Below are 24,038 nucleotides of genomic sequence, written 5' to 3'. Positions count from 1 at the left end.
CTCAATAAAAATAAGCCCTCTCCGCTTATACGAGGGGCTTATGATCATTTATTCATTCTTGATAAAAAGTCACCGAGCAAGTCATCGTCATCTTCTTCCTGAACATCTTCTTCTCGTTGTTCCTGAAAATCAGCTTGGAGATTGTCTAGGTCCAAATCATCCAAATCATCATCCCCGTCTACATCGAGAGGGGTTTCTGGCATCACAGCTTTCTCCTTCTCCGATTCGATTATTGTCGGAATTGGAGCTTCTTCCTCTGTAGCCGCCTCTTCCTGAAGATACAGCGCATCATCAATGTTATACGCATTGCTATTTAACGATGCAAGTAAAGTTGTTGCCCTGACAGGATCCATCATGAGCTGATAAAGGATGCTGCCGATAAGAGCTTCTGAATGTTCATGTTTAATCCAACTTTTTTGCTCTTTCGTAAGAGCTTTCGGAAGCGGAATGGTCACGGTTTCCTTTTCTTTCGTAAAGGACTGATTGACTCCCTCAAGGACGAACTGAGCAATTTTACTTGAAAAGTTTCTACGTTCCTTCTCTTTTAACTGGGACAGCTGTTTTAATAAATGATCCGGTGTGTCCGAGGGGACCCGGAACGTAATCGATTGGCCCCTCTCCACACTTTTTCTAGAAGAACTCATCCAATCACCTTACTTAGAAGATCCGGCTTTTTGTTCTACTTTTTTATTGGACTTGTCTTCTAACTTCGAATTCTTGCGGATATAGTCAGAAATGAGCTTATAATAAGCATTGGCCATCATCCAAATGCTCTCATTCTCATCTTCAAAGAATTCAATGTTAAAGCCATCCAGTTTATTGTTCAAAGTCTTAATATAGTCTTTCAATACAGCTGAACCGCCACCTACGAAGTAGCAGATTTCAGACTGGGAGTTCTTCTGCCATACATTTCTCAAATAACGATATTGTTTCTTCGCCAGTTCCAGTAAAATGCGATCCGTAATGTCATGCACATTTGTACGGCTTCCTCGAACCATAATGTGATGGCGATCATTTTTACGCGTGATGATATCAACGACGTCACGACGGCTGTCTAATTCAACTCCATGCTTCGTAAGGATCTCGTCTCGGATCATCTCCAATGATTCAGACACTCCCAAGTTAAATCCCTGAGCCTTGTCATCATCCACGTTACGGTTTCTAATAACGGCGATATCCGTAGAAAGACCACCGATGTCTTGGATCAGGATCTGTTTATCTACCAATTCTTTATTAATAATGTTCAGATCATTATCCATGACAAGGTTTACATAAGCAGCAAATCCTTCTGGATAAACTTTGACCTCATCAAACTTGATGTTCACTTTCATTCCTTGATATTTAGGAGTGACTAAGAACTCTACCTGGTGTACAGAGCCAAGAAGTTGGGAGCGGTAACCCACATCTTTTCCTTCTTTTACTTCACGTAATGGCAATCCTGTGCCAAGTGTATAGTTCGCTTCAATCACATTGTTTTTAGCTGATTGCGCATCCTTTCCAGTGACAGCGTCCATAGCTAGAGATGCAAACAGCATGATTAATGTTTGATCTTCCTCTGATTTATAACTTCCAGGATCCAACTCCGCAGAGTTTGTCGTCTTCGTAGCTAAATTCCCCACACGATAAATGGCATTGTTCTCACGTAAAGCAGGGGAATGCACTCGAATATGTAGATTATCGAGTGGATCCTTATCATCTAGATCTTCAATTCCGATAACCGGACGGTCCTCAAGGTCCCTAGCGACCACGTTAGGAATATATAAAGAAGATTCCAATTTTCCAAAGTTCGCCTTCACGGCATCGTTACCAACATCAACAGCTGCAATTCTAGATTTCGTCATTACACAGCTCTCCTTTTCTTTTACTAGATTTGACCTCACCTTACTCTAAATCTATTAAACAATCAGAAAATAGTCAATGCGCCTTTTTACGTGTTCATAATTGTGTACTTGTACATAATATCGTGTACATGCATACAAAAGTGCACACAACCCTATATAAAGAGATGTGTGCATGATTGTAAACATGTAAACATAATCGCAAACGTCTTGAATACAATATTGTGTGCAAGTAATCATTTTTGTACACTTGTATTCAAAAATGTACACAAACCACATAATGCCAATATTTTGCTATTATCGACACAAAATCACGGACTTAGCTTTTTGCTCGGTTTCTAAAAGATGGGCTTGGTTTGCACAAAAAAAGAGAGGTACAAGACCTCTCTTTTTAAAATATATAGTTATGTGATGTAGGTGCTAAATAATTCTTCTAATTTTTTTGTCAGTGCTAAGGTCATTAGTCCGTTTCCTTCAGCTGTTTTAGAATGACCTAGTGGAGTTGTGCGTTTGATCAATTGTGAAAACACTTCAGATTCGGACATTCTCCTTTGGAATTGAGCCTCTACTAAAGGAATGATTAAGGCAAGACCACCCGAAACATGTGGAGTCGCCATAGAAGTACCTGATAAGCGAGCATATTTACCTTCAAGATAGGTGGAGAGGATATTCACACCAGGAGCAACAAGATCAATTTGGTCATTCGTATTTGTAAATGTGGCCAGCCGTCGACTCTCATCCACTGCCCCTACTTGAATGACTTCATTATAAGCGCCAGGATAAGCATATTCCATCGTATCTTCCCGTCCATCTCCTTCATTCCCTGCAGCACACACCACAGAAACTCCTTCAGAAATGGCATTCAGTATCGATTTTTTTAGATCTGGCGAATCATCCGGTCCTCCAAGGGACATAGAGATCACTCGAACACGCTCGTTGTTCTCCCCTCTCCATTGAACCGCATAATCAATAGCATCAGTAATCCACTGATATTGACCACTCCCCTCTTCAGAGAGCACCTTAAGAATAAGAAGCTTCGCTTGAGGCGCAACTCCAACGACGCCTTTTCCATCTTCTTTAGCTGCAATGGTCCCTGCTACGTGGGTCCCGTGTCCGTTATTATCTTGATAATTTTCAGGATCTCCATCATAATCATCTGTAAAGTTTCGTCCGCCTACGATCTGCCCTTGTAAATCTGGATGATCACATTGACACCCGGTATCAATGACAGCTATAACACTGCTCTCCCCTTGACGCGTCTCGTCCCATAGACTTTGAGCCTCCACCATATGCACACCTTTAGGGACTTCATTCGTCGTATCCAAAATAGCATCCATTCTGTAAGGAATCAGTTTCATTCGATTCATCATCTTCCTCCTTCATTTGTGAACTACTAGCTGGAAGACTGGTCATGTAGAACGATCTTCCTTAATTATAACACCGAACGTATGTTACGTTCACAATATTAGGAAAAAGAGGACTTATATACGACATACTGTAAGACATAATGAACGAATGTTCTTAATAATGCTTGTTATGTGCGTGGACTGAGGTATAATAGTTAATAATTATTCTCTATATAGAACAAAAAATGCCTATTAGAGGAGGATATATCGTGATAAAGAAGTTGTGTACACGTTGTCATAGAGCATCTTACAGTAGTAGTAATAAAGGGCCCTGGGATTGTCCTATTTGCAACGAAGATCTCACCCATTCAGCACCTCTTCCCGTACATTCTCATGTTACTAACCCACTTAAAAAGAAAGTTATTCAAACTTATATTGATAATAAGGCGGTTTTTTAAAGTGGTTCGCCTGCTTTTTCATTCTCACCGGTATTGCTTTGCTTCTGAACCCTCAAATGGGAGACCTGTACATCGCTCACCAACAAAATAAGATGATAGAAAACTTTAATAAAGGAATTGTGGAAGCTGCAATTTCACCTAATAAAATCACGTAAAGTTATTCACATGTGAATAACTTATTAGAAAATTCCTCCCCCATTAACAAAATCTACACAGGAATTACTGAGTATAGCTACTCTTGATATTCATGAGTTCGAATTGAGACTTCCTGTGTTTGTAGAAGTGACGACAGAAACCTTATCTTACGGAGTAGGAATGATGAATCAATTCATTAGACCCTGAGAGCAAAGGAGAATAGCTTTTGTGGCACACAGGGGCTACAGAGAAGGTAAGTTGTTCAAAAGCCTTGATGAAGTCCAAAAAGGATCAAACATTGTCCTCATGAGTCCTAGTGATTCTTATGAATATGAGGTCCGGAAAAATTCCTTGTTACTCCCAATGATATAAGTGTGTTAAAGAAGGATAAAAATCGATCCTCCGTTACATTAATTACTTATAATCCTATCCCAAATCCGACTCATCGACTGATTGTTCAAGCTGTACTTAAGTGATATCTGGATAAACACCCTTTCCATACTTACACGCGTAGGTGGTAAGCTACATTCAAGGAGAACAGCAAATAAACAAAAAAACCGATGGGAAATCTTTTCGATTTCCCATCGGTTTCTTTCAACTTATGGCAAGTATTTACGTGGGTTTACAGAATTAGAACGGGCTCCGTTCCAGCTTCCTTCATGGATTTCAAAGTGAAGGTGCTGGCCTGTAGAATCTCCTGTGCTTCCCATATTTCCAAGGAACTGACCTCTAGACACAGATTGACCTGCAGATACGGCAGGTGTGCTTCTCATATGAGCATATACCGTCGTGAACGTTTGTCCATTCATACGGTGGGATATCATCACTACATTCCCGTAGCTAGATGAGTAATTGGCACGAATGACTGTTCCTTCTGCTGCAGCACGAATCGGAATGGTTCCTCCACCAGCTAAGTCAATTCCTGAGTGCAACTTTGGTACTCCTGTAATCGGATGGATACGGTTGCGATCAAACTCAGAAGTGACTCCTGCATTTGCAGGCCAACTGAATAGCGCTCCACTATTCGAAGAGGAAGAATCACTTGAGGAACTCGGGCTTGAGCTTGAGCTAGAACTAGAGCTTGTGTTATTGCTGCTTGTGTTCGAAGCACTTGCTTTCTTTTCAGCAGCTGCTTTTTCGGCCGCAGCTTTTTCCGCTGCTCTCTTTCTAGCTTCTTCTTCCGCTTTACGCTTTCTTTCACGTTCACGTTCAATTTCCTTCTGGATCGCAGCTTCCTGCGCAGCAAGGGTTTCCTGTTCTTCTTCAATGTCCATCACATGGTTATGTGCAAGCTCTTCATCTCGTTCAAGACTCTCCATCAATTCGTTCTTCTCTTGTTTCTTCTGATCGAGTTCTTGTTTCAAAGCTTCTAATTCTTCTAGCTTTTGCTCGAGGGATGCTAATTCTTCTTCAACCTGAGCTTTTTTCTTTTCTACTTCTTCTTTATCCGCTTTATGCTGCTCTAGAATTTCTTTATCTTGTGTGGCAATCGTGTTCAGACTCATAACACGCTCCAAGAAGTTCCCGAAGCTTTCAGCGCCCATAAGGACATCAAGGTAATCAATCGCTCCACCGTTTTGGTGCATCGATTTCACACGGTCCTTTAAAAGTTCATCTCGTTCGGCAATTCTTTTTTCGAGTTCAGCAATGTCTGCTTTTAATTGCTCGATGTTTTCTCTTGTTTGCGCAATTTCATTTTCTTTCGTTTCAATCTTGTCCATCGCTTCCATCACTTGTTTGTCCAACTGTGCGATTTCTGCGTTTACTTCTTCTTGTTGTTGTTGAAGCTTTTCAATTTCTTCTTGCTTTTCTTGTTTCTCTTTTTCGATTTCAGACTGCTTGGCGCGGTTATCCTCTAATTTATCCTGATTCGTTTCTGCGGTGACTGTATTAGAATAGAGTGGAAAACCGGATAGAATAAGACTGACGGTCAGAGCGGCTACTAAGACTCTCAACTTCAAACTTTCTTCCTCCCCCGAATCCTTACCTGTTTATTTTTGGTAGATCAATAGTTTAAACTCTTAAATACTTTCGAATGGACGTAAAACTTCCCCATAAACCAATGACGACCCCCATCAGGATCAGCAGTGCGGATACTTTCAGCACGAATGGGTACACGGGCAGCAATTCAATGAACAATGTAGGATATCTTGTAGTCACTTCTGTATAAAGATAATCATACCCGAACACGACAACAGCGATCGGTAAAAGTGAACCAAGAATACCGATCATCAATCCCTCAAAAAGAAATGGCCAACGGATAAACCAGTTTGTGGCTCCAACCATTTTCATAATTTCGATTTCTTTCTTACGAGCAACGATGGTAATTCGGATTGTGTTTGCAATCAGAAACATGGCTGTGAATAGGAGCCCGGCGATAATCGCAAGACCTACATTACGAGCCACATCCATAACACTGAAAAGACGTTGAACGGTTTCTTTCGCATATTCAACTTTTGCTACGCTATTAAAATCTTCAATCGTCTGGGCGACTGTAATCGTATCTTCCGGTTCATCTGTTTTAACGATGTAGACATCATTCAATGGGTTCTCATCTTTTAGTGATTCAAACACTTCGCCATCATCGCCTAAACTATCAATCAGTCGATCCAATCCTTCTTCTTTGGACTGGAACTCTACAGAAGAAACTGCCGATACTTCTTCAATTTTGTTTTTTAAGGCTTCACGGCTCTCATCTTCAGCCGTTCTATCTATAAAGACGCGAACTTCTACATCTTCTTCAATCTGTGATGCAAAGTCGTTTAGATTCAATAGTAATGTGGCAAAAACTCCAACCAGCAACAGGGTTACGGTCACAGCTGAAATAGAAGCTATGGACATCCACCTGTTTCTAGCTAAGCTTTTTACGCCCTCTTTTCCGTGGCGACCAAATGTCTTAAATTTCATAGTGCTGGTCACCCCGTGTAATCCGTTCAATCTCTCCATTGTATAGAACGGAATCCCTCAGAACATAAGGTGCTAGACTGCGGTGATGCAGATCGAACAATTTATATCACTTCCTACTAAACTCTCATTTTGTGAATCTATGTTGTCTGTTGTATGTACTTTAAGTCGTCTGTTGCATTTTCCTATCTCATTATATCAAAGATATTCGCTAAATAAAGACAAATTATTATTACATTTATGTTTCAAACCATAACAAAACACACGTATGTTTGCCTTTTCCGTCGACAAAATACGCTCTGAATAACTAAAGCTATCAAGGTACAAAGTCATAGGTTAATAGGATTATTATTTTCCCAACTCCAACCCCCACCATTAAGGCAGAATATTTCAAAACTACATTTCGAGGTGTTTGTGAAGATGTAGAGGGTGCAAGTAAGAGCTACTTATATTTAAATGAGTTACAAGGATATTTTTTTGAGGGAAGGCGTGTGCTTGAGCAGACTCCTGCTAGATAAAGGTCCTGTTGAGTTCCCGTAGAAATCTCAACATTCCCTAGTGCACCTATGGTGAACATAAGATCAAAAATAGACAAAAAAATAAGACAATCCTTTTGGAATTGTCTTCATGAGCTTAATTTTTCATTTTCTTCAATGTCTCCAACTCGCGCTTGAGCCGGATATTTTCTTGACGTATGGAGTCCAGACTTTCCGGTTTTCTTTGGCCTGGTGATAAATGGACTTCATACCATGATTTTTTTAACGCGTCATTGACTTCACTCGTCCTTCTAATGATGGCTGAAGGGTATTGGGACTTCAGATGTGATACTTCTTTTTCAGAAAGTCTCAATTCTCTGAAGGAAATCCCCTCTTTGAAAGACTCAGACAAAAACTGCTCAAACTCACTTTTGGCCATGATATGTCCCCCTCCTTAAGAATGGTCCTTGTTACAAATATAAGAAGGGGATACGCCATTCATGACTTTTGATAAACAGTTTCTTTTACGACGACGTTTGCGACGACTTCCATAGGATCGATCAGAGGAACGGGCAGGTGATAAGGTTTCAGCACGAGACCAATCTCCGTACAGCCTGAAATAATCAATTCTGCGCCATTGTCCAACAACTCCTGGGAAGCGTCTTTTAATAGTTGAAGAGGTTCTCCATCCGTGTTGCCACTTTTAATCCCGTTTTCACCATAGATCGCTTGCATCACTTTTTCATTTTGTGTATAAGGTGTGGGAGCGATCACTTCCAAATGATCAAAATACTTTTGGAAAAGTCCGGTTTCCAAGGTGCCGGTAGTAGCGAGCACCCCGATTTTTTGAACGGTGGGATAATGATTCTGGATGAACTTCTTCAGTTCCAAGAAAGCATTCAGTAATGGAAAGGACACAGACTTTTGGACTTCTTCAATGAAATAATGGGCGGTCATACATGGAATACACGCCACATCCACGTCCAGCTTTTCTAAATTCTTAGCCGCATGAACCATTTCAGGAACAGGGTTCTCCCCTTTTCCTGAAATGGCTTCTGTACGGTCAGGTATTTTCGCATTGCTGTCTATGATTACTCGGTAATGTTCTTGATCTTTGCTCGCATTTGTCGCTCGTATAATTTTCATATAACATTCGGCGGTTGCCTCAGGTCCCATTCCCCCGAGTATGCCGATAATTTTATCATTCACTGTTATGCCTCCTAACGAAAGACCGGGACCTTGCTGTAACGAAAGAGTCAGAGGATTCCTGCCACTCTGTTTTTCAATGGCTTGTACAATTTCTCTTCATCCATTTCCGGACGTGTCTTGTTCAACTGTTCCAGAGCGATTTTCGCTCCAGGGTCCATCCCTTGGCACCCTGCTAACAAGACCACATCGTCTTTTTCTGCTTCTGAGAGCGCATGATGGATGGCATCATCCAACTCTTTATACAAGTCTACATGGATGCCTGCTTCCTCCATCATTTCCTGGAAAACACGCAGCTCTTCTTCTGTCACCCGGTCTTTTTCATCCACATGGGAATGGCTGAGAGTTGCAATTACTTCCGTCAGACCTAATTTCGGCGCCCATTCTACAATAGCTTTTGCATTTTCTCTGTTGACTGTAATCCCACGACTTCCGCGAATTGCATAGACGAGCTTAAGGTTTGAATATTCCATTTGCTGCAAAGTATTCAAGGTGACGTTGATATTTCCATAGTTGGCGAAATGGTCGTCCAAAATTTTAATATCATCCTCAAACACCATTTCAAAACGTCGCTCTACACCACCGAAGCCTTTCAGTCCGGCTTGGATAGTTGGAATCGGTACCTCATTTAACAACCCTACAGTAATAGCGACCATGGAATTGTAAACAGAGTGATACCCTGGTGTGGAGAGCTCAATAGGGAATTCCTGAGGCTCATATGTTTTCCCCTCCACAGTAAATGGCTTGCGGATTTCAACGTTGAATTTCGCTCGGCCTGTGGAAAGGTCCAAATCTTTACATACCAGATCTCCATCTCCTGTTTCTACACTGAAAGTGAGTACATTGGCTTTCGTTTCTTCGATCAAGGATGCGGAATAAGAATCATCAAGGTTCAATATCGCCCATTTATCTTCACCCGCATTACGGATTAGACTCGCTTTACTGTTAAAATACTCCTCAAAAGAACCATGCAGGTCGATATGCTCGCGGCTAATATTATTTAGTGTAACGATATCAAAGTCTACACTCCCTACTCTGCTTAAATCTAAAGCTGAGGAGGAAACTTCCATCGTGACATGAGATACATCCTGGTCTCTCATTTGAGCAAAATAGTGATGCAGGTCGAGCGATTCCGGTGTCGTCAGCTTTGTGGGCTCGGAATAGTCACCAAATTTAACTACAACCGTACCAATCAAGCCTGTCTTAAGGCCATGCTCTTCAAGAATGGCATCCGTCATAAATGAAGTGGACGTTTTCCCGTTTGTCGCTGTGATTCCGATTGTTTTCATAGCGTTTGAAGGGTGATTATAAAAAGCATCACTTAGTGCGGCCAGAGCACGTCGGCTGTCTTTGACCTGATATTGTGGAAGGTCTTCCCATCCGGACTGATAATCTTCGACCACAATGGCAGCCGCTCCATTTTTCACCGCTTCCGCTACATAACGGTGTCCATCCGTCTTGAAGCCTTTAATACAGACAAACACATCTCCTTGTCCTACATCTCTTGAATTGTATGCAAGTCCTCGGACGTCAAGGTCCCTATCATTCCATGACTCCAATATATTAATGAATGATAATAATTCTTTCAACTTAGCCATTCTTATCTACCTTCCCTGCATTGTTTTAGCCTGTTCAATGGAATTCAACTTCGTTCCGTCCATATCATTCGATTATTGGTTAGCATTTCCTTCGGTCCGCCATCTATATTCTCAACAGCATGACGAAAGAAGGCTTACCTGTTTTTCTTCGTTACTTTGTTTACTACAAGGTTCGCCAATTTCTTCCCAAAGGAGAACGCTGGTTTAGGATCTTTCGGATCCCAGATTGCATGAGCTTTCGGCCTGAAATAAGACTTCAAGACCTTCGGAGCAGAGAGTTGTCCTGTTTTGATATATTCTCTGACTGCCAGAAGATCCTCGTAAGCGTACCAGAAAACAAGGTTCTGATCCTCTTCCACCGCTTTTGGCTCGACCGGGTCCCCAACCAACTCTTTATAAGTGATATAAGGGATGTTGATCCCTGTTTTTTGTAATAAGTGGTTCAAGTTCGTGATACGTACATTGATTTCAATCAAGTAGTATTGGCCGGTTTCAGCATCTTTCTTGAATTCAATTTCAGCGAAACCTTTATATCCGATGCCTTCTAAAAATTTCGCACCGAGTTCATAAAGCTCCGGCACGTATTTTTGCTGGGTATAAACAGATGCCCCGTAATTCACAGGGAATTGACGAAGCTTTTGGCAAGTCACCCAATGCGTCACTTTGGAGTTTTGATCCAAATACGCATCAAACGTGTACATATGGTCATCAAAACCAGGGATAATTCGCTGGACGATGACTTCTATATCCGCCTCTTTCGCTTGTTCCACTTTTTCTAGTAACTCTTCTTTATTTTGTACTTTGAAAAGCTTCCTTCTGAACTTGGATACAAAAGCTGGTGAATCCACCGGTTTTACGAGACAAGGGTATTGGATTTCCTTTTCTACTCTCTCTACAAGGTTCTCATCATCCACTTGAACCGTTTCCGGAACAGCTACTCCATGCTGGGATGCCAGTGTATGGAGGGTGCCTTTGTCCATTATCTTAGTATATAACCCTTGTTCCGTTTGAGGAATAAGGAAATGTTCCCTTAATTCCGGCAGATATTCATCCACGAATTCCACATACGGATCGGCTGTCGGAATAAGTACAGGGGCATGGTCCTGCTTTTTGGCATAGTCGATCAAGAAAGCCTTCAAACCTTCTGGATCTTCTTTGTAGTGAGGTCCGATCAATGCTTCTGAACAATATTTGGACTCAAGCCCATAGGCACCTTCCCAGTTATAGTCCACTGCAGCAACGTGAACATCATGAATGCCCAGACACCTGATCGTACTCAGTCCAATATAATAGTTCGCTCCTAGAACAACCGCTTTATTCGCCATGAGATATCCCCTTTTCCATCTGTTGAATTGTACTTAAAAACATATATAGAACTCGTAATTATTTTGGTTGTTTTCTTTCTATATGTAAACATATCTATTTTACCACAAACAGGTACCTAACAAAACGTAAACCCCTCTACCACAGACAACCTTAATTCCAGTAATCCTCTTTGTTGTTAAAAGTATATGGCAGGATTGTGTAAGACTTGGTTTCGAGATGTTTCGGGGTTCGTGGCTTGGGATGAGCGTCAGGGGTGGCTGGGAAGCTACTCGTCCAGCTCCATCGCCCAGACACTCGCGTCATAAGCCGAACAGCAACGGAATGTGCCTTTTCATTCCTTTGCTGTTCGGCTTATGCCAGTCGTGTCTACCAGGGCGATTCCGCATTTGAACACTTTCCTGTGGGGGAGTGGTGAGCTCCCGCGGAAAGCGAGCTATTCCCCGCAGCCCCCATACACTCAACAAACATCTCGAAACTGAGTCTTCCACAATCGGGAGTTTATCTGTAATGAGATTAAATTTTGTCTAATAAAGAAAGTGGCGCCTTTTTATGCAGGGCCACTTTTTGTTGAACATTTATTTGAATGTCTGGTGGCTGAAGTCGACTTCAGCTGGGACTTGTTCTTGTTGGATTGTAGGGTTTTGGATTTTCTTAAAGCGACGGGCAAATTTATCCACGGCATATAAGACAAGGAACGTAAGTAGAACGGTTAAAGACAACACATAAAGAGATGTAAGCATGAGCTAGAATCCTCTTTCCTTTTTATATTTTCAGGTAGGAACAAACATAACCTTCCCCCATGGTTCAGCCCGTTTATTCGCCTGTATTTTATTAAATCCTAGTATATAATACCAAATTCCAAACTGAAGTAAATATATATTTATAAATTCTTGTATATTCACTAAAATCCATAGATATACAAGCGCATACACAAAGAAGAGCAATGTAAAATCTTTCTTTTATATATAAAAAAACAACCGCTTTCCGGACAGAAAGACGGCTGTTTTATTACTCTGTTATAACTGGAATTCCCACTCTTCTTTCAACTCTATATAAGCAGCATAAAGTCGAGTAGCTAACTCATCTTCATTCTTCGTTCCATCCTCTAACCCGAGTTTGGGAAGAAGGATCTCTGCAACTTCTCTGGTCATGGTGTCTTTTTCCGCAGGTTTCAGTGTCGGGTAACGATGGACATAGGTTTTCAATAGATTCCAATCTTTTTTCGTAACGTTTTGTCTCTCCCAGCCTCCAACGATTTGCTGATCTGATTTCAGGTCGCGGTTTTCGATCTCTTTTTCTACGAGCGACTGTTTCTTTTTCGAACGTTGCTTTTTTCGTTCATGGATGACGATTGTTCCACCGACAAGGTCTCCCAATCTTTTATGCTGAGGATGGAAAAATACCATTAGCATACCAATCAAATAATAGAAGGGAAGCATATCTATGATACGAAGTAGATTTCTAATCAATAGTGAAAGAGCGGTTGCTTTTCCTCCATCTTCTTTGACTACTCGTAGACCGAGCAGCATTTTCCCCAGGGTTTTCCCGCCGCTGAACCATTCGAATAAGAAGAAATAGCCCCACTGGATGCCAAATAAGACAAGGATAACAAAAGCGATCACCCACCCGCGCCCTTCCAACATAAAGTCCAAATGGTTTTCCGTAAAAATGAGAAGCGCAATCATTCCGCTATATAATAAGCCTAAGAGAACGGAGTCGACGATTTGAGCTGCTCCTCTGCTACCTAAGCCTGCCAGCTGGAAATTCAAAGTCACATGTTCCGGGGTTTTCACTTTCCACCTTTCCTCCATCTTCTTCCTCCTCCCTTATGGGTTCCCATATGTCTTTCGTTTTTCTATAATAGAAATAGAATGTAAAAAATTCCCGTATTGCAGGTGAAACCATGAACTATCGATCTTTCGTCCAACGCCACCGTGAAGAGTGGAAACGTTTAGAAGAACTGATTCAGATGTTACATAAGAACAGACGCCAGTGGACTCCGAAACATTTGGAAGAGTTCCAGCGCCTGTACCAAAAAGTCACGCAGCATCTTGCTTATAGTCAAACGTACTTTGCAGAAGAAGAAACGACCGATTACTTGAACGACCTCGTGACAAAAGCGCATAACATGCTTTACCAGGAAAGCACATCGAACTGGAAACAATTGAAACGAATGTTCGGAAGTTCATTCATTACCCTCATCGGTGAGCAATGGAGGTTCGTTGTCATCAGCATGATGTTGTTCTTTTTAGGTGGTTTAGCTGCTTTTCTTGCTGTCTACCAGGACCCGATGAGCCTTTACACGATTTTGCCTGATTCCATCGCTCAAGCTGTAGATCCGAGCCGGCTCGGCAGCCAGGACGGTGGGGTGAATTCTCCTGTCATGTCAGCGGAAATTATGACCAACAACATCCAAGTTGCTTTTCTTGCTTTTGCCGGAGGCGTGACCTTCGGGTTACTGACCGTTTATCTCCTCATCTACAACGGAATCATTGTCGGGGCTCTGGCCGCTTTGTTCATGGTTCATGGCAAAGCCTATGACTTCTGGGCCTATATCGTCCCCCATGGAATCATTGAACTGACAGCCATTTTCATCGCGGGTGGTGCAGGTCTATTAATGGGTTATAAGCTCTGGGTGCCCGGCAAACGAACGCGCAGCTACCAATTAAAAACCTATGCCTACCGATCGGTTCTTCTATTGATTGGAACACTTCCGCTTTTTATCATCGCAGGAATTGTAGAAGGTTACATCACCCCTTCTAACTTATCCCTTGAAGCGAAATATGCCTTTGCATTCATTACTGTCCTCGGGCTTTTGGCATACATAATCCTCGGGAGAATCAATGCTGGAAAAACTAGAGAAGTCCACGGTTCATAATGTTGATATAGTGTGAAACGGCTGCTGCCGCCAGGTCCTCTTCCGGGGCTTCAATCATTTGGAGACCCTGTCGTTCCCATTTTTTCAACTCCTGCTTTTTATCCAACACATGCTTTTGAGCCATCGTCTTCACTAATGTGGTCTGTACATCCTCCGGCTCTCGCTTCGTCTGGGAATCAATGACTCTGTCTTCGATTCCGATCATTAAGAACAAATGCGAGTGCCTTAACCGTTGTAAATAGTGCAAAGCTGCTTCTTCATATAAAAAAGTGCTCACATCACTGAACAATAAAAGAAGGCTTCTCCTGCTTTGCACCTTCTGCAGGTGTTGGAATACAGCCGTATAGTTGGATTCGTACCCTTCGACTTTCAAGTTATAAATTTCTTTCAGGATGGTTTGCATATGCGCCATCCCTTTTGCTGGCGGAACATACACATGAACGTCTTTCGAAAAAGCGAGAACCGCCACGTAATCGCCGCGCTTCAAGGCAGCGGTCGCCACCGTCATCGCAGCCTCAAGAGACTTCTCTAATCGGTTGTTCTCCTCAAGCTCCACACCCATCATCCGACCACAGTCAATCATTAAAGTGACAAACTTTCCGTGTTCTGGTTCATATTCGTTGGTCATCAGGCTCTGCACTTTGGCGGTTTGTCTCCAATTGATTTTCCGGATATCATCTCCCACGACGTAGGACCGGATTTTACTGAACTCTCCTGTTCCCAGCTGATGTCTCTTCAATCGTGTTCCTTCGTAGAGTAGGAAACGCTGCGCGTCCTCCAGGAAGTTCCTACTCTCCGTGAGATCTGGGATGATCCGCACCCTCTCGGTTTGCTCCACCCTCATCTGTTTTTCCCATAAACCAAAGCGAGAATGATATCGAATATGTAGGTGAGGAAGCATGTATTCTCCGCGCTGTTCGGCGTGAAATGGATAGGTGATGTGTACTTTCTCATGTCCCTGAATCTCTTTTTGCAAAGGAAACGGTTGGCTGAACGATTGCGGAAAATGATCGATGACTTTCATCGTCATTCCTTTGGCGGAAGCATTCCTGACCACCACAGCGCCCTCATTTTCGATTCCCCGCTCCATTTCTTCATCCATCACCCTGCGAATTTGAAGCTCTTTCCGTTTAGGGGAAAAAGTAAGATCAACCAAGCTCAATAATAGAATCGCCCCATTTACAGCGATGATAAGAGGCCAGGAAAGACCTGTCCATGTTAGTAAAATCAATACGAATGATAAGGTGATTATAAGCACGAGCAGACGTTTCGTTGGAACAATCCCTTTATCGCGGAACAGGAACTGATCCCACAAGTTCTTGAATGATTTGGTCATGGGTCACTCCCTCCAGTTCCATATGCGGTGCTAAAATCACCCGGTGTCTCAAGGAGGCGAGCGTGACTTTTTTGACATCGTCCGGGGTGACGTAGTCCCGAGACTCCAGGTACGCCCACGCTTTTGCTGCCTTCGCAATGGCAATAGCTGCACGTGTACTTGCTCCATGGCGGATGGATTCCGTTTCACGAGTCTTGCGAACGATCGACATGATGTAACCGTACATTTCGTCGGTCATCGTGACACCTGATATCTCTTCACTAATCCTGTTGAACTCTTCTACTGTCACTAGTGGCTGAACCGATTCCTCTCGTTTAGATAGAATCATCTGTTGTTTAAGCACGGCCACTTCTTCTTCCATGGAGGGAAAATCGATATGTAATTTGAACAAAAAGCGATCTTGCTGCGCTTCCGGTAGTGGGTACGTCCCTTCAAACTCCACCGGGTTCTGGGTCGCGACAACGAAGAAAGGAGCCGGAAGTGTGTACGTCTCTCCCTGAATGGTCATTTGCTTTTCTTCCATCGCTTCAAGCAAAGCAGCTTGTGTTTTCGCTGGTGTCCGGTTGATTTCATCAGCAAGCAGGACATTCGTAAACACAGGTCCTTTCATCGTCTCAAATTCACCGGTTTTCATATTGTAGATCATGCTTCCCGTAATATCGCTCGGTAAGAGATCCGGCGTGAACTGAATGCGCTTGAAGTCGCCTCCAAGGAGGTTCGCTAACGTTCGGACCATTTTTGTTTTTCCGGTACCAGGCACACCTTCTAACAACACATGTCCGCCAACAAGGACGGACGCGAGCATTAAACGGACATTCTCGGACTGCCCGTACACTCTTTGTTCATAGGCCTGTATCAACTCTGTTAATTTTTCGTTCATGACCCTTGCACCTCTTTCCTCATCTGATCGAACGTATGCGACCAATCTAAAAATGCCTTTTTATCTACATCAGTTACGTTTTCCAACGGCTCCACCGTTTTCGTCCATTTCTCCCAATCCTGATAGTCCTGCTCATTCAACCGATACGATAGCGTGTGACGAATTTCCTGCCAGGAAGCATGGGATGATATACCAAATCGCTCCTGTAACAGTTTTCGCAGGTAGGATTCCTGGACGGCCAGCGACACTCTGTAAAACTCACCTTTCCGGTACCAGGCAGCAAGAGCCTGCAGGCGTTCATCACCAAACCGTACGACCGCTTCTCGCGGCATGAAGGAAGGACCGAACCTTTTCCCCTGCATCCACAAAAAGAAAAGCATGAACAAAGCAAGCTGAAGGGTAAAGACGAGCAACCACTTCGGGTAGACGTCCAAATCGGCAAATAAACCGTCCTGTCCATGGATATATTCATCAAACCAAATCCTGCTGGATCCGGCTTCTGATTCTAATATGGAAGTGATCACTTCATAATGTTCACGGTCCGAGACCCATCCATTTGTGAACCAATTCGGATTCATGCCAACAATCAGCCCACCCTCCCCATAAGAGCGCTCATAGGCCAGCACCCCTTGACGATCACTCAAAAGCACATTATCCGACTCTTTCGTCTGCAGCCGGTGCTCCTGTTGAACCTCTACGGTATATGTACGACCTTTCTCATCCTCCACCCTCGTTTCCCCTGCAGGTAAAACCCCATAGTCTACTTGGGTATCAAAATAACCGACAGGGTTGTTTTTCATCAGCCAGATGGTATTCCCCTCTTCCATCCACTTTTCATACTGACGCATCTCATCTCCGCTGACAGTGGAATAAGGTTCAATCATTAAAAGCGTTTGTCGGCCACTTGCTTCTGGTAACCGGCCCGGTTCGCTATTCCAGCGTGCAGGTTCCTCGCCTTGTTCTTCAAGAAGCGTGTAAAAAGCTTTGGTTCCCGTCTGTGAAGGGGACTCAGATAAATAAGGAGGGTACGGTTCTGGACGTCCACTGGAGAGCCAATAGAGAACGCCTGCAAGAAGGGTAAAGGTGACGGCGACCCAAAGCCACGTTTTCTTTGTAGTGTTCACGCATCTTTCCTCCCTTCTTGATCCATCCACTGAAATGCTCGGAAGCGGAATTCAGCAAACTCCTCTTTCTGAAGGGTACGGTTTCCATAGGTGATTTGATCAAAGATCTTCGCAAGAAAAGAAAAATCAGCAACGAGCGTATGATCTGAGTCCTGCAGTTCCTTTTCATAGTCGCCGTTCGTCTTCCATGTTTTCACCTCAACAAGACCCCGAGCATCAAAATCCAACAACATACCGAGGAATACATGACGGGCCGCTTCAGAAAATTGACCATCTGCCGCACGCGCATCCGCTTCCTCTACATGCTTTTCTGATGACCATGCCAAGTCTGAAGTTACGCTGAATGTACGCTTTTGAGACAACTTCTTCTCACTTGAGAGGCGCCCCATAACTTTGATGAAAAGAAATAAGAGGATGCCAATTCCGATGAAACCAAAAAAATAGATCCACCCGTTGATGGCAGAATCAGAGACTTGGAAATTAGGAAACCATGTCTCAAGCAACTCTTTCACCCACTGGGCAACGACATCCAAAAGACGTTGACTCGCCGTCTGAGATTCCTGCTCATACGCTTGATACTCTGGACGATCGAGAATTTCCTTCAGTTGTTCTTTTCCATCATTTGATCGACTCACACGATTCACCTACGTTCATGATTCTTTGTAAGAAGCAATCATATCTTTCAAATCATCCGCTTCGTTCCTTGTTTTCAAGTCAAAAAACAGAACCGTATAACCGACCATCATAAACAGTGTCGTAATGATCGAAGCAAGGTCCGTCAGCACACGACCGAGAAGACTGCCACCTAAAAGAAGCGCAGAGACCCCCTCCATTACGGAAGTAAGCAAAATGGTGATGATGAAGAAGACGATGAACAATCCGAATGTGAACCAGAAGCGTCCTTTCGTCAGCTGCCAGCTTTTTGAAAAGCCTGGGGCGACCTTTTGAAAAACAATCGCTCCAAAAAACATGCTCAGTTTAGTCACAAAAAAAGCGACCGCTGCGAAAAACAACAGACCGAAGATGATCGACATGATGAATCCTACTCCAAAGCCATCCCTGGCAAAGCTGATGCCTCCTAAAATACCGAAAAGGAGAAACCCGATGAAGACGGCGACTCCGAATATGACTCCCATCAAGGCTGTGCTTCCGATGAGCGGCCAAAACCTTGAGAACGCCCCTTTAATCGCCTGACCTTTGGACCAGGTTTCATTCTTAAGTGCTTTACTCGTCGCGACAATAACCGATGCCTGGGCAATCGGATAGATGATAATGGCAAGAACAGTAGAAACAAATAAATACAACATTTCCATACCGATTCCAAGATTCGTCGCCACAAGCTCCTGGGTAGCCGCTGCCGTATCAAGGTTGTTTAGGACCCCTTCTGTGAATCCTCCTCCTGACGTTCCGCGGAATAAGCTGATCCCGCTCAGCACCATGAATAAGTAATCAAATATGTAGAGGGGCGCAAATATAATGAGTAAGGTGAGAAATAAAGGACCGAAGTTTTTCTTTGATATACTGAATGTATGATCAAGTATCTCGCCAAACGTCTTCGGCTTTGTCTGTAGTTGTTCCATGATCATCCTCCTAACTAGTATCTTTCTACTATTCTAACATTTTAACGTTTCGTTTTGACAAAAAAAGACAGACTTATCCAAAATCTAAGAGGTAAGGGAGTGACCGTCTTGCATGAAAAAGTGGGCACGTGTGCTGAATGCGGCACTACCATCTATTGTGAAAATGGGTTCTTGAATGGTGTTTTGTCAGCTAACAAAACACTAAAATGTTTCTCTTGTGACGAACGGAAGGTCAACAATCGTGTACAGCTTTCCCCTTATCAATCCAATTGGCCCGAAACATTCGCTAGTGAAAAAAACGTCATTCTGCAACAACTTGGTGATCCGACTATTCCCATCGAGCATATCGGAAGTACTTCTGTTCCAAACCTTTCCGCAAAGCCTATTATTGATATTCTATTAGGGGTGGAAAGCCTTGATGAGTTCACACGCTACATCCAACCCCTTTCACAAGCAGGGTATGAATATGTCCCTAAGCCCGAATTAAGGGCAAGACGTTTTTTCAAAAAAGAGACCGATACGAACGACACCTTCCACTTGCACATCTGTGAATGGAAAGGCTCAGAGTGGGAAGAAAAAATTACATTTCGAGATCATTTACGAGCGAACCCGGGATCCGTCCTTGCCTATGAATCTTTAAAAAAGCAGTTGGCTGAATCCTATAGAGAAGAACGATCGGTTTACACAGAGAAAAAAGGGCCCTTCATCCAATCCATACTTAATCATGCATATAAAAAAGGCTGAGAACTTCATTCTCAGCCTTTTTCCTTTATAACTCTTGAAGGTATTTACAAACCGTTTCCATCCCTTTCGTGAAATTCTCAAGATGAAAATGTTCATTTGGTGCATGCAAATTTTCCGTTGGAAGTCCGAAGCCCATCAAAACGACCGGGGCATTTAACACTCGACCGAAAACTTCAACAATCGGGATCGACCCGCCCTCTTTCGGAAAGAGAGGACGCACGTCATACACACTCTCAAAAGCATCTGCCGCTTTTTGGATATAAGGATTTTTTGAATCAATTGCCACAGGGTCAGCTTTAATGTACTGATGAAGGTCAACCTTCGCACCCACTGGTCGGTGGTCAGCTACATGCCGTTGGATCGCCTCAAAAATCGCCTGGGGATCCTGCTTGCCAACGAGACGACAGCTAATTTTCGCACTCGCTTCTTTAGGGACGATCGTTTTCAACCCTTCGCCTTGAAAGCCTCCTGTAATTCCGTTAATTTCAAGCGTTGGTCGGATGCCGACACGCTCTTGGAAAGTGAACCCTGCCTCTCCGAAAAGTTCATCAAGCTCAAGTTCTTGTCTTGTACGTTCTTCATTGAAGGGGACTTCCGCTACTTCTTTTCTTAAAGCTTCTGTAGGTTCTGGAACACCCTCGTAAAATCCGTCAACGGCAATACGGCCATTTTCTTCATGCAGGGAATCCACCAGTTGGACAAGGGCATGAATCGAATTTGGTACGCCACCGCCATAGGTGCCGGAATGTAAATCCGAGTTGGCGGTTGTAACGGTCATCTCCATGGCTAAAGCACCGCGTAAAGATGTACAGATAGCCGGTTGCCCTTTCTTGCTAAAGGACGTATCGCTAATGACCACCGCATCACAAGCAAGCTTTTCCTCATTCTCCTGAATGAAAGGGCCAAGATTCGGGCTTGCGATTTCCTCTTCTCCCTCAATGACAAACTTCACATTGACGGGAAGCTCGCCCATTTCTTTCATAAGAAGATCGACGGCTTTGATATGGATAAACAGCTGACCTTTATCATCCGTAGCCCCCCGTGCGAAAATTTTCCCGTCTCTGATGACCGGTTCAAATGGCGGGGTTTCCCATAAGTCGAGCGGATCTTCCGGCTGTACGTCATAATGGCCGTACACAAGAATCGTCGGCTTTCCTTCTGCATGAAGCCAATCCGCATAAACGATCGGATGCCCCTCTGTAGGGATGATCTCCACATTCTCCAATCCGGCTTCTTGCAGAGCATCAGCCGTCCAATCCGCCGCCTTTTTAACGTCTTCTTTATGTTTAGACAAGGAAGAAATGCTCGGAATACTTAAATACTGTTTTAATTCTTCAATAAACTGATCTTTATGTAACTCAATGGCTTCCTTCACCTTATTGTCCTCCTTATAATCATGTGATCTCATTATACCGGATTTTCCTCAACGGCTGAACTCTACCCCATAAATGCTCCCGATTGTATAAGCTTCCAAATCCAGAAAATTCAGAGACTATCAAAGCCTGAAGAATGAAAAAGTGGCCAAGTATAGAAACCGGCCACTTACTTTTAATCTTATTAAGTTAAGTATTATAGCAGGGAAATAATGAAGCTAATCACAACAATTAAACCGATGATCATTAAAATTGTACGAATCATGGAATCACCTCTTCGTCTTTTTGTATTTATTCATCCTTTCCCTTATCATCACGAGATTTAAACAAACTATACGAAAAATCGTCCCTTTTTCCCTTTCAGGTCGCTACCAATTTTGAAGAACCAATGGCTTTTGGGCTATGGTTTATTTATTATTTGATAAATGTTTTTCGTTGGATCTAGATAGTGGAATGAGGACAACCCTTTAGGGTTAGCGTTTATGTGAGTCAAATAAAAACCCCGCCGGCCCCAGGGTGAAAGAAGGGCGGCGGGGTTTGTTGTTAAATTAATTGACGATCCCAGTGACGATGGGCAGCGACTGCCTGTACAAAATCTTCTGTGAAGCCTTTGACATCATCACCAGCTACGACACCACTGTGATCAGCGAGCTTGTTATCGCTCAACCACTGAACAGCATTGTGGGTAGCCCCAAGCGGTTTGTAGTGAGAGAATGCTTCGTTAAGGAAATGGGAGGCATGCTTCTTGAACGCCTCTTCCTCATTGCTTCCACCGACCGCGTACATCGCATCATACAAAACAGAATCAGTAGTAAGGAAGGTGTGATCGACTTTAAGTTCTGAACCGTCATCTCCTTTGACCATTCCCTGCTTGTCACTAATGATTTCTGTCATGATTCCTTCTGAGGAAAGCTCCTTCAGTGCTTGAGTGACATCTTTCCCGTTGAATCCGTTGGCTAAAATAACGCCCACTTTACGAGTGGATGGCTTGTGAACGGTATTCGCCTGGCTGAGTGCAGGAGAAGATTTCTTCACATCTGATCCGCCGCTCTCTGGAGGAGTGACACCAATATTCTTAGCAAATCCTTGTGCAAGCTCAAGGCTTACGTTAGCAAACATTTTCACGGCTTCTTCACGCACGGCTTCGCTTTCCACTTTTCCGAGTTCAAAGCTGAACGCATTGATGAGATGCTCTTTTTCATGGTCACTCATGCTGTTCCAAAACAGGGTAGCTTGAGAGAAGTGATCTTTGAAACTATTGCTCCGTGCACGGATCTTATGCCCTTCTACCCTCTCTTGATAATGAGCATAACCACCATCTTCTTCGCTCGCAGGTGCTGGAGTGTTTTTCGCGAGAGAATTCTTATGATAGCTCACTTGGCCTTTATTGATGGTCTGACGTCCGTAACCATCACGCTGGTTGTTGAAGAACGGACAGACAGGGCGGTTGATCGGAAGCTCATGGAAGTTCGGGCCTCCAAGGCGGATCAACTGGGTATCTGTGTAGGAATGCAGACGCCCCTGCAACAATGGGTCATTGGTAAAATCAATGCCCGGAACGACGTTACCAGGGTGATAAGCTACCTGCTCATTCTCAGCAAACACATTATCGACGTTACGGTTCAGTGTCATTTTACCGACAATCTGAACAGGGACATCCTCCTCCGGCCATAGTTTTGTAGGGTCAAGGATATCAAAATCAAACTTGAATTCATCTTCCTCAGGAATGACCTGGATTCCGAGCTCGTACTCTGGGTAATCTCCATCTTCAATCGAGTTATAAAGGTCACCGCGATGGAAGTCCGGATCTTTCCCGTTGATCTTTTGCGCTTCATCCCATACAAGCGAGTGTGTGCCTAGGACAGGCTTCCAGTGGAATTTAACAAAGTGGGCCTTTCCTTCTTTGTTGACTAAACGGAACGTGTGAACTCCGAAACCTTCCATCATACGCAGGCTTCTAGGAATCGCACGATCGGACATCGTCCACATCACCATATGAGCTGATTCCTGGTTTTGTCCTACGAAATCCCAGAACGTATCATGGGCGGATGCTGCTTGCGGCATCGCATTATGCGGTTCAGGTTTAACGGCATGGACAAGGTCAGGGAATTTGATGGCATCCTGGATAAAGAAGACAGGTATGTTATTTCCGACTAAGTCATAGTTTCCTTCTTCTGTGTAAAATTTCGTTGCAAATCCTCGTGCATCACGTACCGTTTCTGCGGAGCCCTTGGAACCTGCAACCGTTGAGAACCTTACAAACGTCGGCGTTGTTTTTGATGTATCATTTAGGAAGTCTGCTTTAGTATATTTTTCAAGAGATTCATATAATTGAAATTCACCATGCGCAGAAAAACCTCTAGCGTGTACGATACGCTCTGGGATACGCTCATGGTCGAAATGCGTCATTTTTTCACGAAAATAAAAGTCCTCCATTAAAGTCGGACCGCGCTCGCCGGCTTTCAGTGAAAATTCATCTTCTGACACTTTGACTCCCATGTTGGTCGTCATATGTTTGCCAGAGTCATCCACCCGGAACTGATCCAACTGTTCATCTTTTCTTGATCTTTTATTACTCATTGAGCTCCTCCTTAAGAAACCACTCCTTAGAATGGTAAGTAATAAATAAACATTACAATCTACGTACCCGCCGATTCGACAGAATAAACACACAATTACTTTTCTGAAAAAGTAGTTTGTCGGAAGGTGTTCGTAAACAGCGAAGAAGCTCTAATTCTTAAACATAAGTCTTTATAGTGATAATTTCGTAAATGCTCCCTTTTCTTGAAGACTCGGTTTCGATATTTTTGTTGAGTGCATGGGGCTGCGGGGAATG

21 protein-coding genes are annotated in these 24,038 nt (G+C 43.4%); 3 read left to right on the top strand and 18 right to left on the bottom strand.

Annotated features, from left to right (window positions below):
• Positions 1-44: 44 nt before the first annotated feature.
• The 3 genes from GLV98_RS15220 to GLV98_RS15210 form a co-directional block, all read right to left on the bottom strand.
• Positions 45-644: a hypothetical protein gene (locus GLV98_RS15220; protein WP_160916741.1), complete on the bottom strand. Its 600-nt coding sequence runs from the start codon at positions 642-644 to the stop codon at positions 45-47.
• Between the two features lie 9 nt (positions 645-653).
• Positions 654-1,841, bottom strand: a complete 1,188-nt coding sequence (locus GLV98_RS15215) for a ParM/StbA family protein (RefSeq protein WP_146814793.1) — start codon at positions 1,839-1,841, stop codon at positions 654-656.
• Positions 1,842-2,242: 401 nt separating this feature from the next.
• On the bottom strand, positions 2,243-3,205 hold the full coding sequence (locus tag GLV98_RS15210) for a S8 family peptidase (protein WP_272917306.1): 963 nt from the start codon (positions 3,203-3,205) through the stop codon (positions 2,243-2,245).
• Positions 3,206-4,005: 800 nt separating this feature from the next.
• On the opposite strand from GLV98_RS15210, the gene GLV98_RS20405 reads away from it, so the two are divergent.
• A complete protein-coding gene (locus GLV98_RS20405) occupies positions 4,006-4,149 on the top strand; it encodes a hypothetical protein (protein ID WP_423785015.1) in 144 nt (47 codons plus the stop codon).
• Between the two features lie 227 nt (positions 4,150-4,376).
• Here GLV98_RS20405 and GLV98_RS15205 read toward each other — a convergent pair whose 3' ends face one another.
• The 8 genes from GLV98_RS15205 to GLV98_RS15170 form a co-directional block, all read right to left on the bottom strand.
• Entirely contained in the window at positions 4,377-5,738 is a 1,362-nt protein-coding gene (locus GLV98_RS15205; protein ID WP_160916737.1) for a murein hydrolase activator EnvC family protein, read from the bottom strand.
• A 52-nt stretch (positions 5,739-5,790) separates the two neighbouring features.
• Positions 5,791-6,684, bottom strand: a complete 894-nt coding sequence (gene ftsX, locus GLV98_RS15200; protein ID WP_160916735.1) for a permease-like cell division protein FtsX — start codon at positions 6,682-6,684, stop codon at positions 5,791-5,793.
• Positions 6,685-7,314: 630 nt separating this feature from the next.
• A complete protein-coding gene (locus GLV98_RS15195; protein WP_160916733.1) occupies positions 7,315-7,596 on the bottom strand; it encodes a hypothetical protein in 282 nt (93 codons plus the stop codon).
• A 59-nt stretch (positions 7,597-7,655) separates the two neighbouring features.
• Complete coding sequence (locus tag GLV98_RS15190; RefSeq protein ID WP_160916731.1) at positions 7,656-8,366, bottom strand: amino acid racemase; 711 nt, start codon at positions 8,364-8,366, stop codon at positions 7,656-7,658.
• A gap of 47 nt (positions 8,367-8,413) precedes the next feature.
• Positions 8,414-9,961, bottom strand: coding sequence for a Mur ligase family protein (locus GLV98_RS15185; protein WP_160916729.1), 1,548 nt, complete (start codon positions 9,959-9,961; stop codon positions 8,414-8,416).
• Positions 9,962-10,095: 134 nt separating this feature from the next.
• Complete coding sequence (locus GLV98_RS15180) at positions 10,096-11,286, bottom strand: ATP-grasp domain-containing protein (protein WP_160916727.1); 1,191 nt, start codon at positions 11,284-11,286, stop codon at positions 10,096-10,098.
• Between the two features lie 576 nt (positions 11,287-11,862).
• The gene (locus tag GLV98_RS15175) at positions 11,863-12,027 is read right to left on the bottom strand and encodes a hypothetical protein (RefSeq protein WP_160916725.1); all 165 of its coding nucleotides are present in this window, start codon (positions 12,025-12,027) and stop codon (positions 11,863-11,865) included.
• A gap of 276 nt (positions 12,028-12,303) precedes the next feature.
• Entirely contained in the window at positions 12,304-13,098 is a 795-nt protein-coding gene (locus GLV98_RS15170) for an RDD family protein (RefSeq protein ID WP_160916722.1), read from the bottom strand.
• A gap of 92 nt (positions 13,099-13,190) precedes the next feature.
• Between GLV98_RS15170 and GLV98_RS15165 the strand changes: the two genes are divergently transcribed.
• Complete coding sequence (locus GLV98_RS15165) at positions 13,191-14,165, top strand: stage II sporulation protein M (protein WP_160916720.1); 975 nt, start codon at positions 13,191-13,193, stop codon at positions 14,163-14,165.
• Here the strand turns inward: GLV98_RS15165 and GLV98_RS15160 are convergent.
• Genes GLV98_RS15160 through GLV98_RS15140 form a run of 5 tightly spaced genes read right to left on the bottom strand, consistent with a single transcriptional unit; the run spans position 14,143 to position 19,085 of the window.
• Positions 14,143-15,501, bottom strand: coding sequence for a DUF58 domain-containing protein (locus tag GLV98_RS15160; RefSeq protein WP_160916718.1), 1,359 nt, complete (start codon positions 15,499-15,501; stop codon positions 14,143-14,145). The genes GLV98_RS15165 and GLV98_RS15160 overlap by 23 nt on opposite strands.
• Entirely contained in the window at positions 15,452-16,381 is a 930-nt protein-coding gene (locus GLV98_RS15155) for an AAA family ATPase (protein WP_160916716.1), read from the bottom strand. Before GLV98_RS15155 ends, GLV98_RS15160 begins: the two co-directional genes overlap by 50 nt.
• The gene (locus GLV98_RS15150; RefSeq protein ID WP_160916714.1) at positions 16,378-17,505 is read right to left on the bottom strand and encodes a DUF4350 domain-containing protein; all 1,128 of its coding nucleotides are present in this window, start codon (positions 17,503-17,505) and stop codon (positions 16,378-16,380) included. Before GLV98_RS15150 ends, GLV98_RS15155 begins: the two co-directional genes overlap by 4 nt.
• The gene (locus tag GLV98_RS15145) at positions 17,502-18,140 is read right to left on the bottom strand and encodes a DUF4129 domain-containing protein (protein WP_160916712.1); all 639 of its coding nucleotides are present in this window, start codon (positions 18,138-18,140) and stop codon (positions 17,502-17,504) included. The genes GLV98_RS15150 and GLV98_RS15145 overlap by 4 nt, the downstream gene beginning before the upstream one ends.
• Before the next feature lie 15 nt (positions 18,141-18,155).
• Positions 18,156-19,085 (bottom strand): hypothetical protein, encoded by a 930-nt coding sequence (locus GLV98_RS15140; RefSeq protein WP_160916710.1) that lies wholly within the window; start codon positions 19,083-19,085, stop codon positions 18,156-18,158.
• A 99-nt stretch (positions 19,086-19,184) separates the two neighbouring features.
• Between GLV98_RS15140 and GLV98_RS15135 the strand changes: the two genes are divergently transcribed.
• Positions 19,185-19,829, top strand: a complete 645-nt coding sequence (locus GLV98_RS15135) for a GrpB family protein (RefSeq protein ID WP_160916708.1) — start codon at positions 19,185-19,187, stop codon at positions 19,827-19,829.
• A 25-nt stretch (positions 19,830-19,854) separates the two neighbouring features.
• Here the strand turns inward: GLV98_RS15135 and GLV98_RS15130 are convergent, their stop codons facing one another.
• Both GLV98_RS15130 and GLV98_RS15125 read right to left on the bottom strand, forming a co-directional pair.
• On the bottom strand, positions 19,855-21,237 hold the full coding sequence (locus GLV98_RS15130) for a dipeptidase (RefSeq protein WP_160916706.1): 1,383 nt from the start codon (positions 21,235-21,237) through the stop codon (positions 19,855-19,857).
• Positions 21,238-21,745: 508 nt separating this feature from the next.
• On the bottom strand, positions 21,746-23,782 hold the full coding sequence (locus GLV98_RS15125; RefSeq protein ID WP_160916704.1) for a catalase: 2,037 nt from the start codon (positions 23,780-23,782) through the stop codon (positions 21,746-21,748).
• Positions 23,783-24,038 lie beyond the last annotated feature (256 nt).

The sequence above is a fragment of the Halobacillus litoralis genome, assembly GCF_009856415.1.
GTDB classification, from domain to species: domain Bacteria; phylum Bacillota; class Bacilli; order Bacillales; family Halobacillaceae; genus Halobacillus; species Halobacillus litoralis_C.
This window is presented reverse-complemented; position numbering and strand designations above follow the sequence as displayed.

What these genes read in the sequence shown, in the direction of transcription:
- GLV98_RS15220 (WP_160916741.1), bottom strand. Translation starts at nt 644, where the DNA reads ATGAGTTCTTCTAGAAAAAGTGTGGAGAGGGGCCAATCGATTACGTTC.
- GLV98_RS15215 (WP_146814793.1), bottom strand. Translation starts at nt 1,841, where the DNA reads ATGACGAAATCTAGAATTGCAGCTGTTGATGTTGGTAACGATGCCGTG.
- GLV98_RS15210 (WP_272917306.1), bottom strand. Translation starts at nt 3,205, where the DNA reads ATGAATCGAATGAAACTGATTCCTTACAGAATGGATGCTATTTTGGAT.
- ftsX (WP_160916735.1), bottom strand. Translation starts at nt 6,684, where the DNA reads ATGAAATTTAAGACATTTGGTCGCCACGGAAAAGAGGGCGTAAAAAGC.
- GLV98_RS15195 (WP_160916733.1), bottom strand. Translation starts at nt 7,596, where the DNA reads ATGGCCAAAAGTGAGTTTGAGCAGTTTTTGTCTGAGTCTTTCAAAGAG.
- GLV98_RS15185 (WP_160916729.1), bottom strand. Translation starts at nt 9,961, where the DNA reads ATGGCTAAGTTGAAAGAATTATTATCATTCATTAATATATTGGAGTCA.
- GLV98_RS15180 (WP_160916727.1), bottom strand. Translation starts at nt 11,286, where the DNA reads ATGGCGAATAAAGCGGTTGTTCTAGGAGCGAACTATTATATTGGACTG.
- GLV98_RS15175 (WP_160916725.1), bottom strand. Translation starts at nt 12,027, where the DNA reads ATGCTTACATCTCTTTATGTGTTGTCTTTAACCGTTCTACTTACGTTC.
- GLV98_RS15170 (WP_160916722.1), bottom strand. Translation starts at nt 13,098, where the DNA reads ATGGAGGAAAGGTGGAAAGTGAAAACCCCGGAACATGTGACTTTGAAT.
- GLV98_RS15165 (WP_160916720.1), top strand. Translation starts at nt 13,191, where the DNA reads ATGAACTATCGATCTTTCGTCCAACGCCACCGTGAAGAGTGGAAACGT.
- GLV98_RS15160 (WP_160916718.1), bottom strand. Translation starts at nt 15,501, where the DNA reads ATGACCAAATCATTCAAGAACTTGTGGGATCAGTTCCTGTTCCGCGAT.
- GLV98_RS15155 (WP_160916716.1), bottom strand. Translation starts at nt 16,381, where the DNA reads ATGAACGAAAAATTAACAGAGTTGATACAGGCCTATGAACAAAGAGTG.
- GLV98_RS15140 (WP_160916710.1), bottom strand. Translation starts at nt 19,085, where the DNA reads ATGGAACAACTACAGACAAAGCCGAAGACGTTTGGCGAGATACTTGAT.
- GLV98_RS15130 (WP_160916706.1), bottom strand. Translation starts at nt 21,237, where the DNA reads ATGAGATCACATGATTATAAGGAGGACAATAAGGTGAAGGAAGCCATT.
- GLV98_RS15125 (WP_160916704.1), bottom strand. Translation starts at nt 23,782, where the DNA reads ATGAGTAATAAAAGATCAAGAAAAGATGAACAGTTGGATCAGTTCCGG.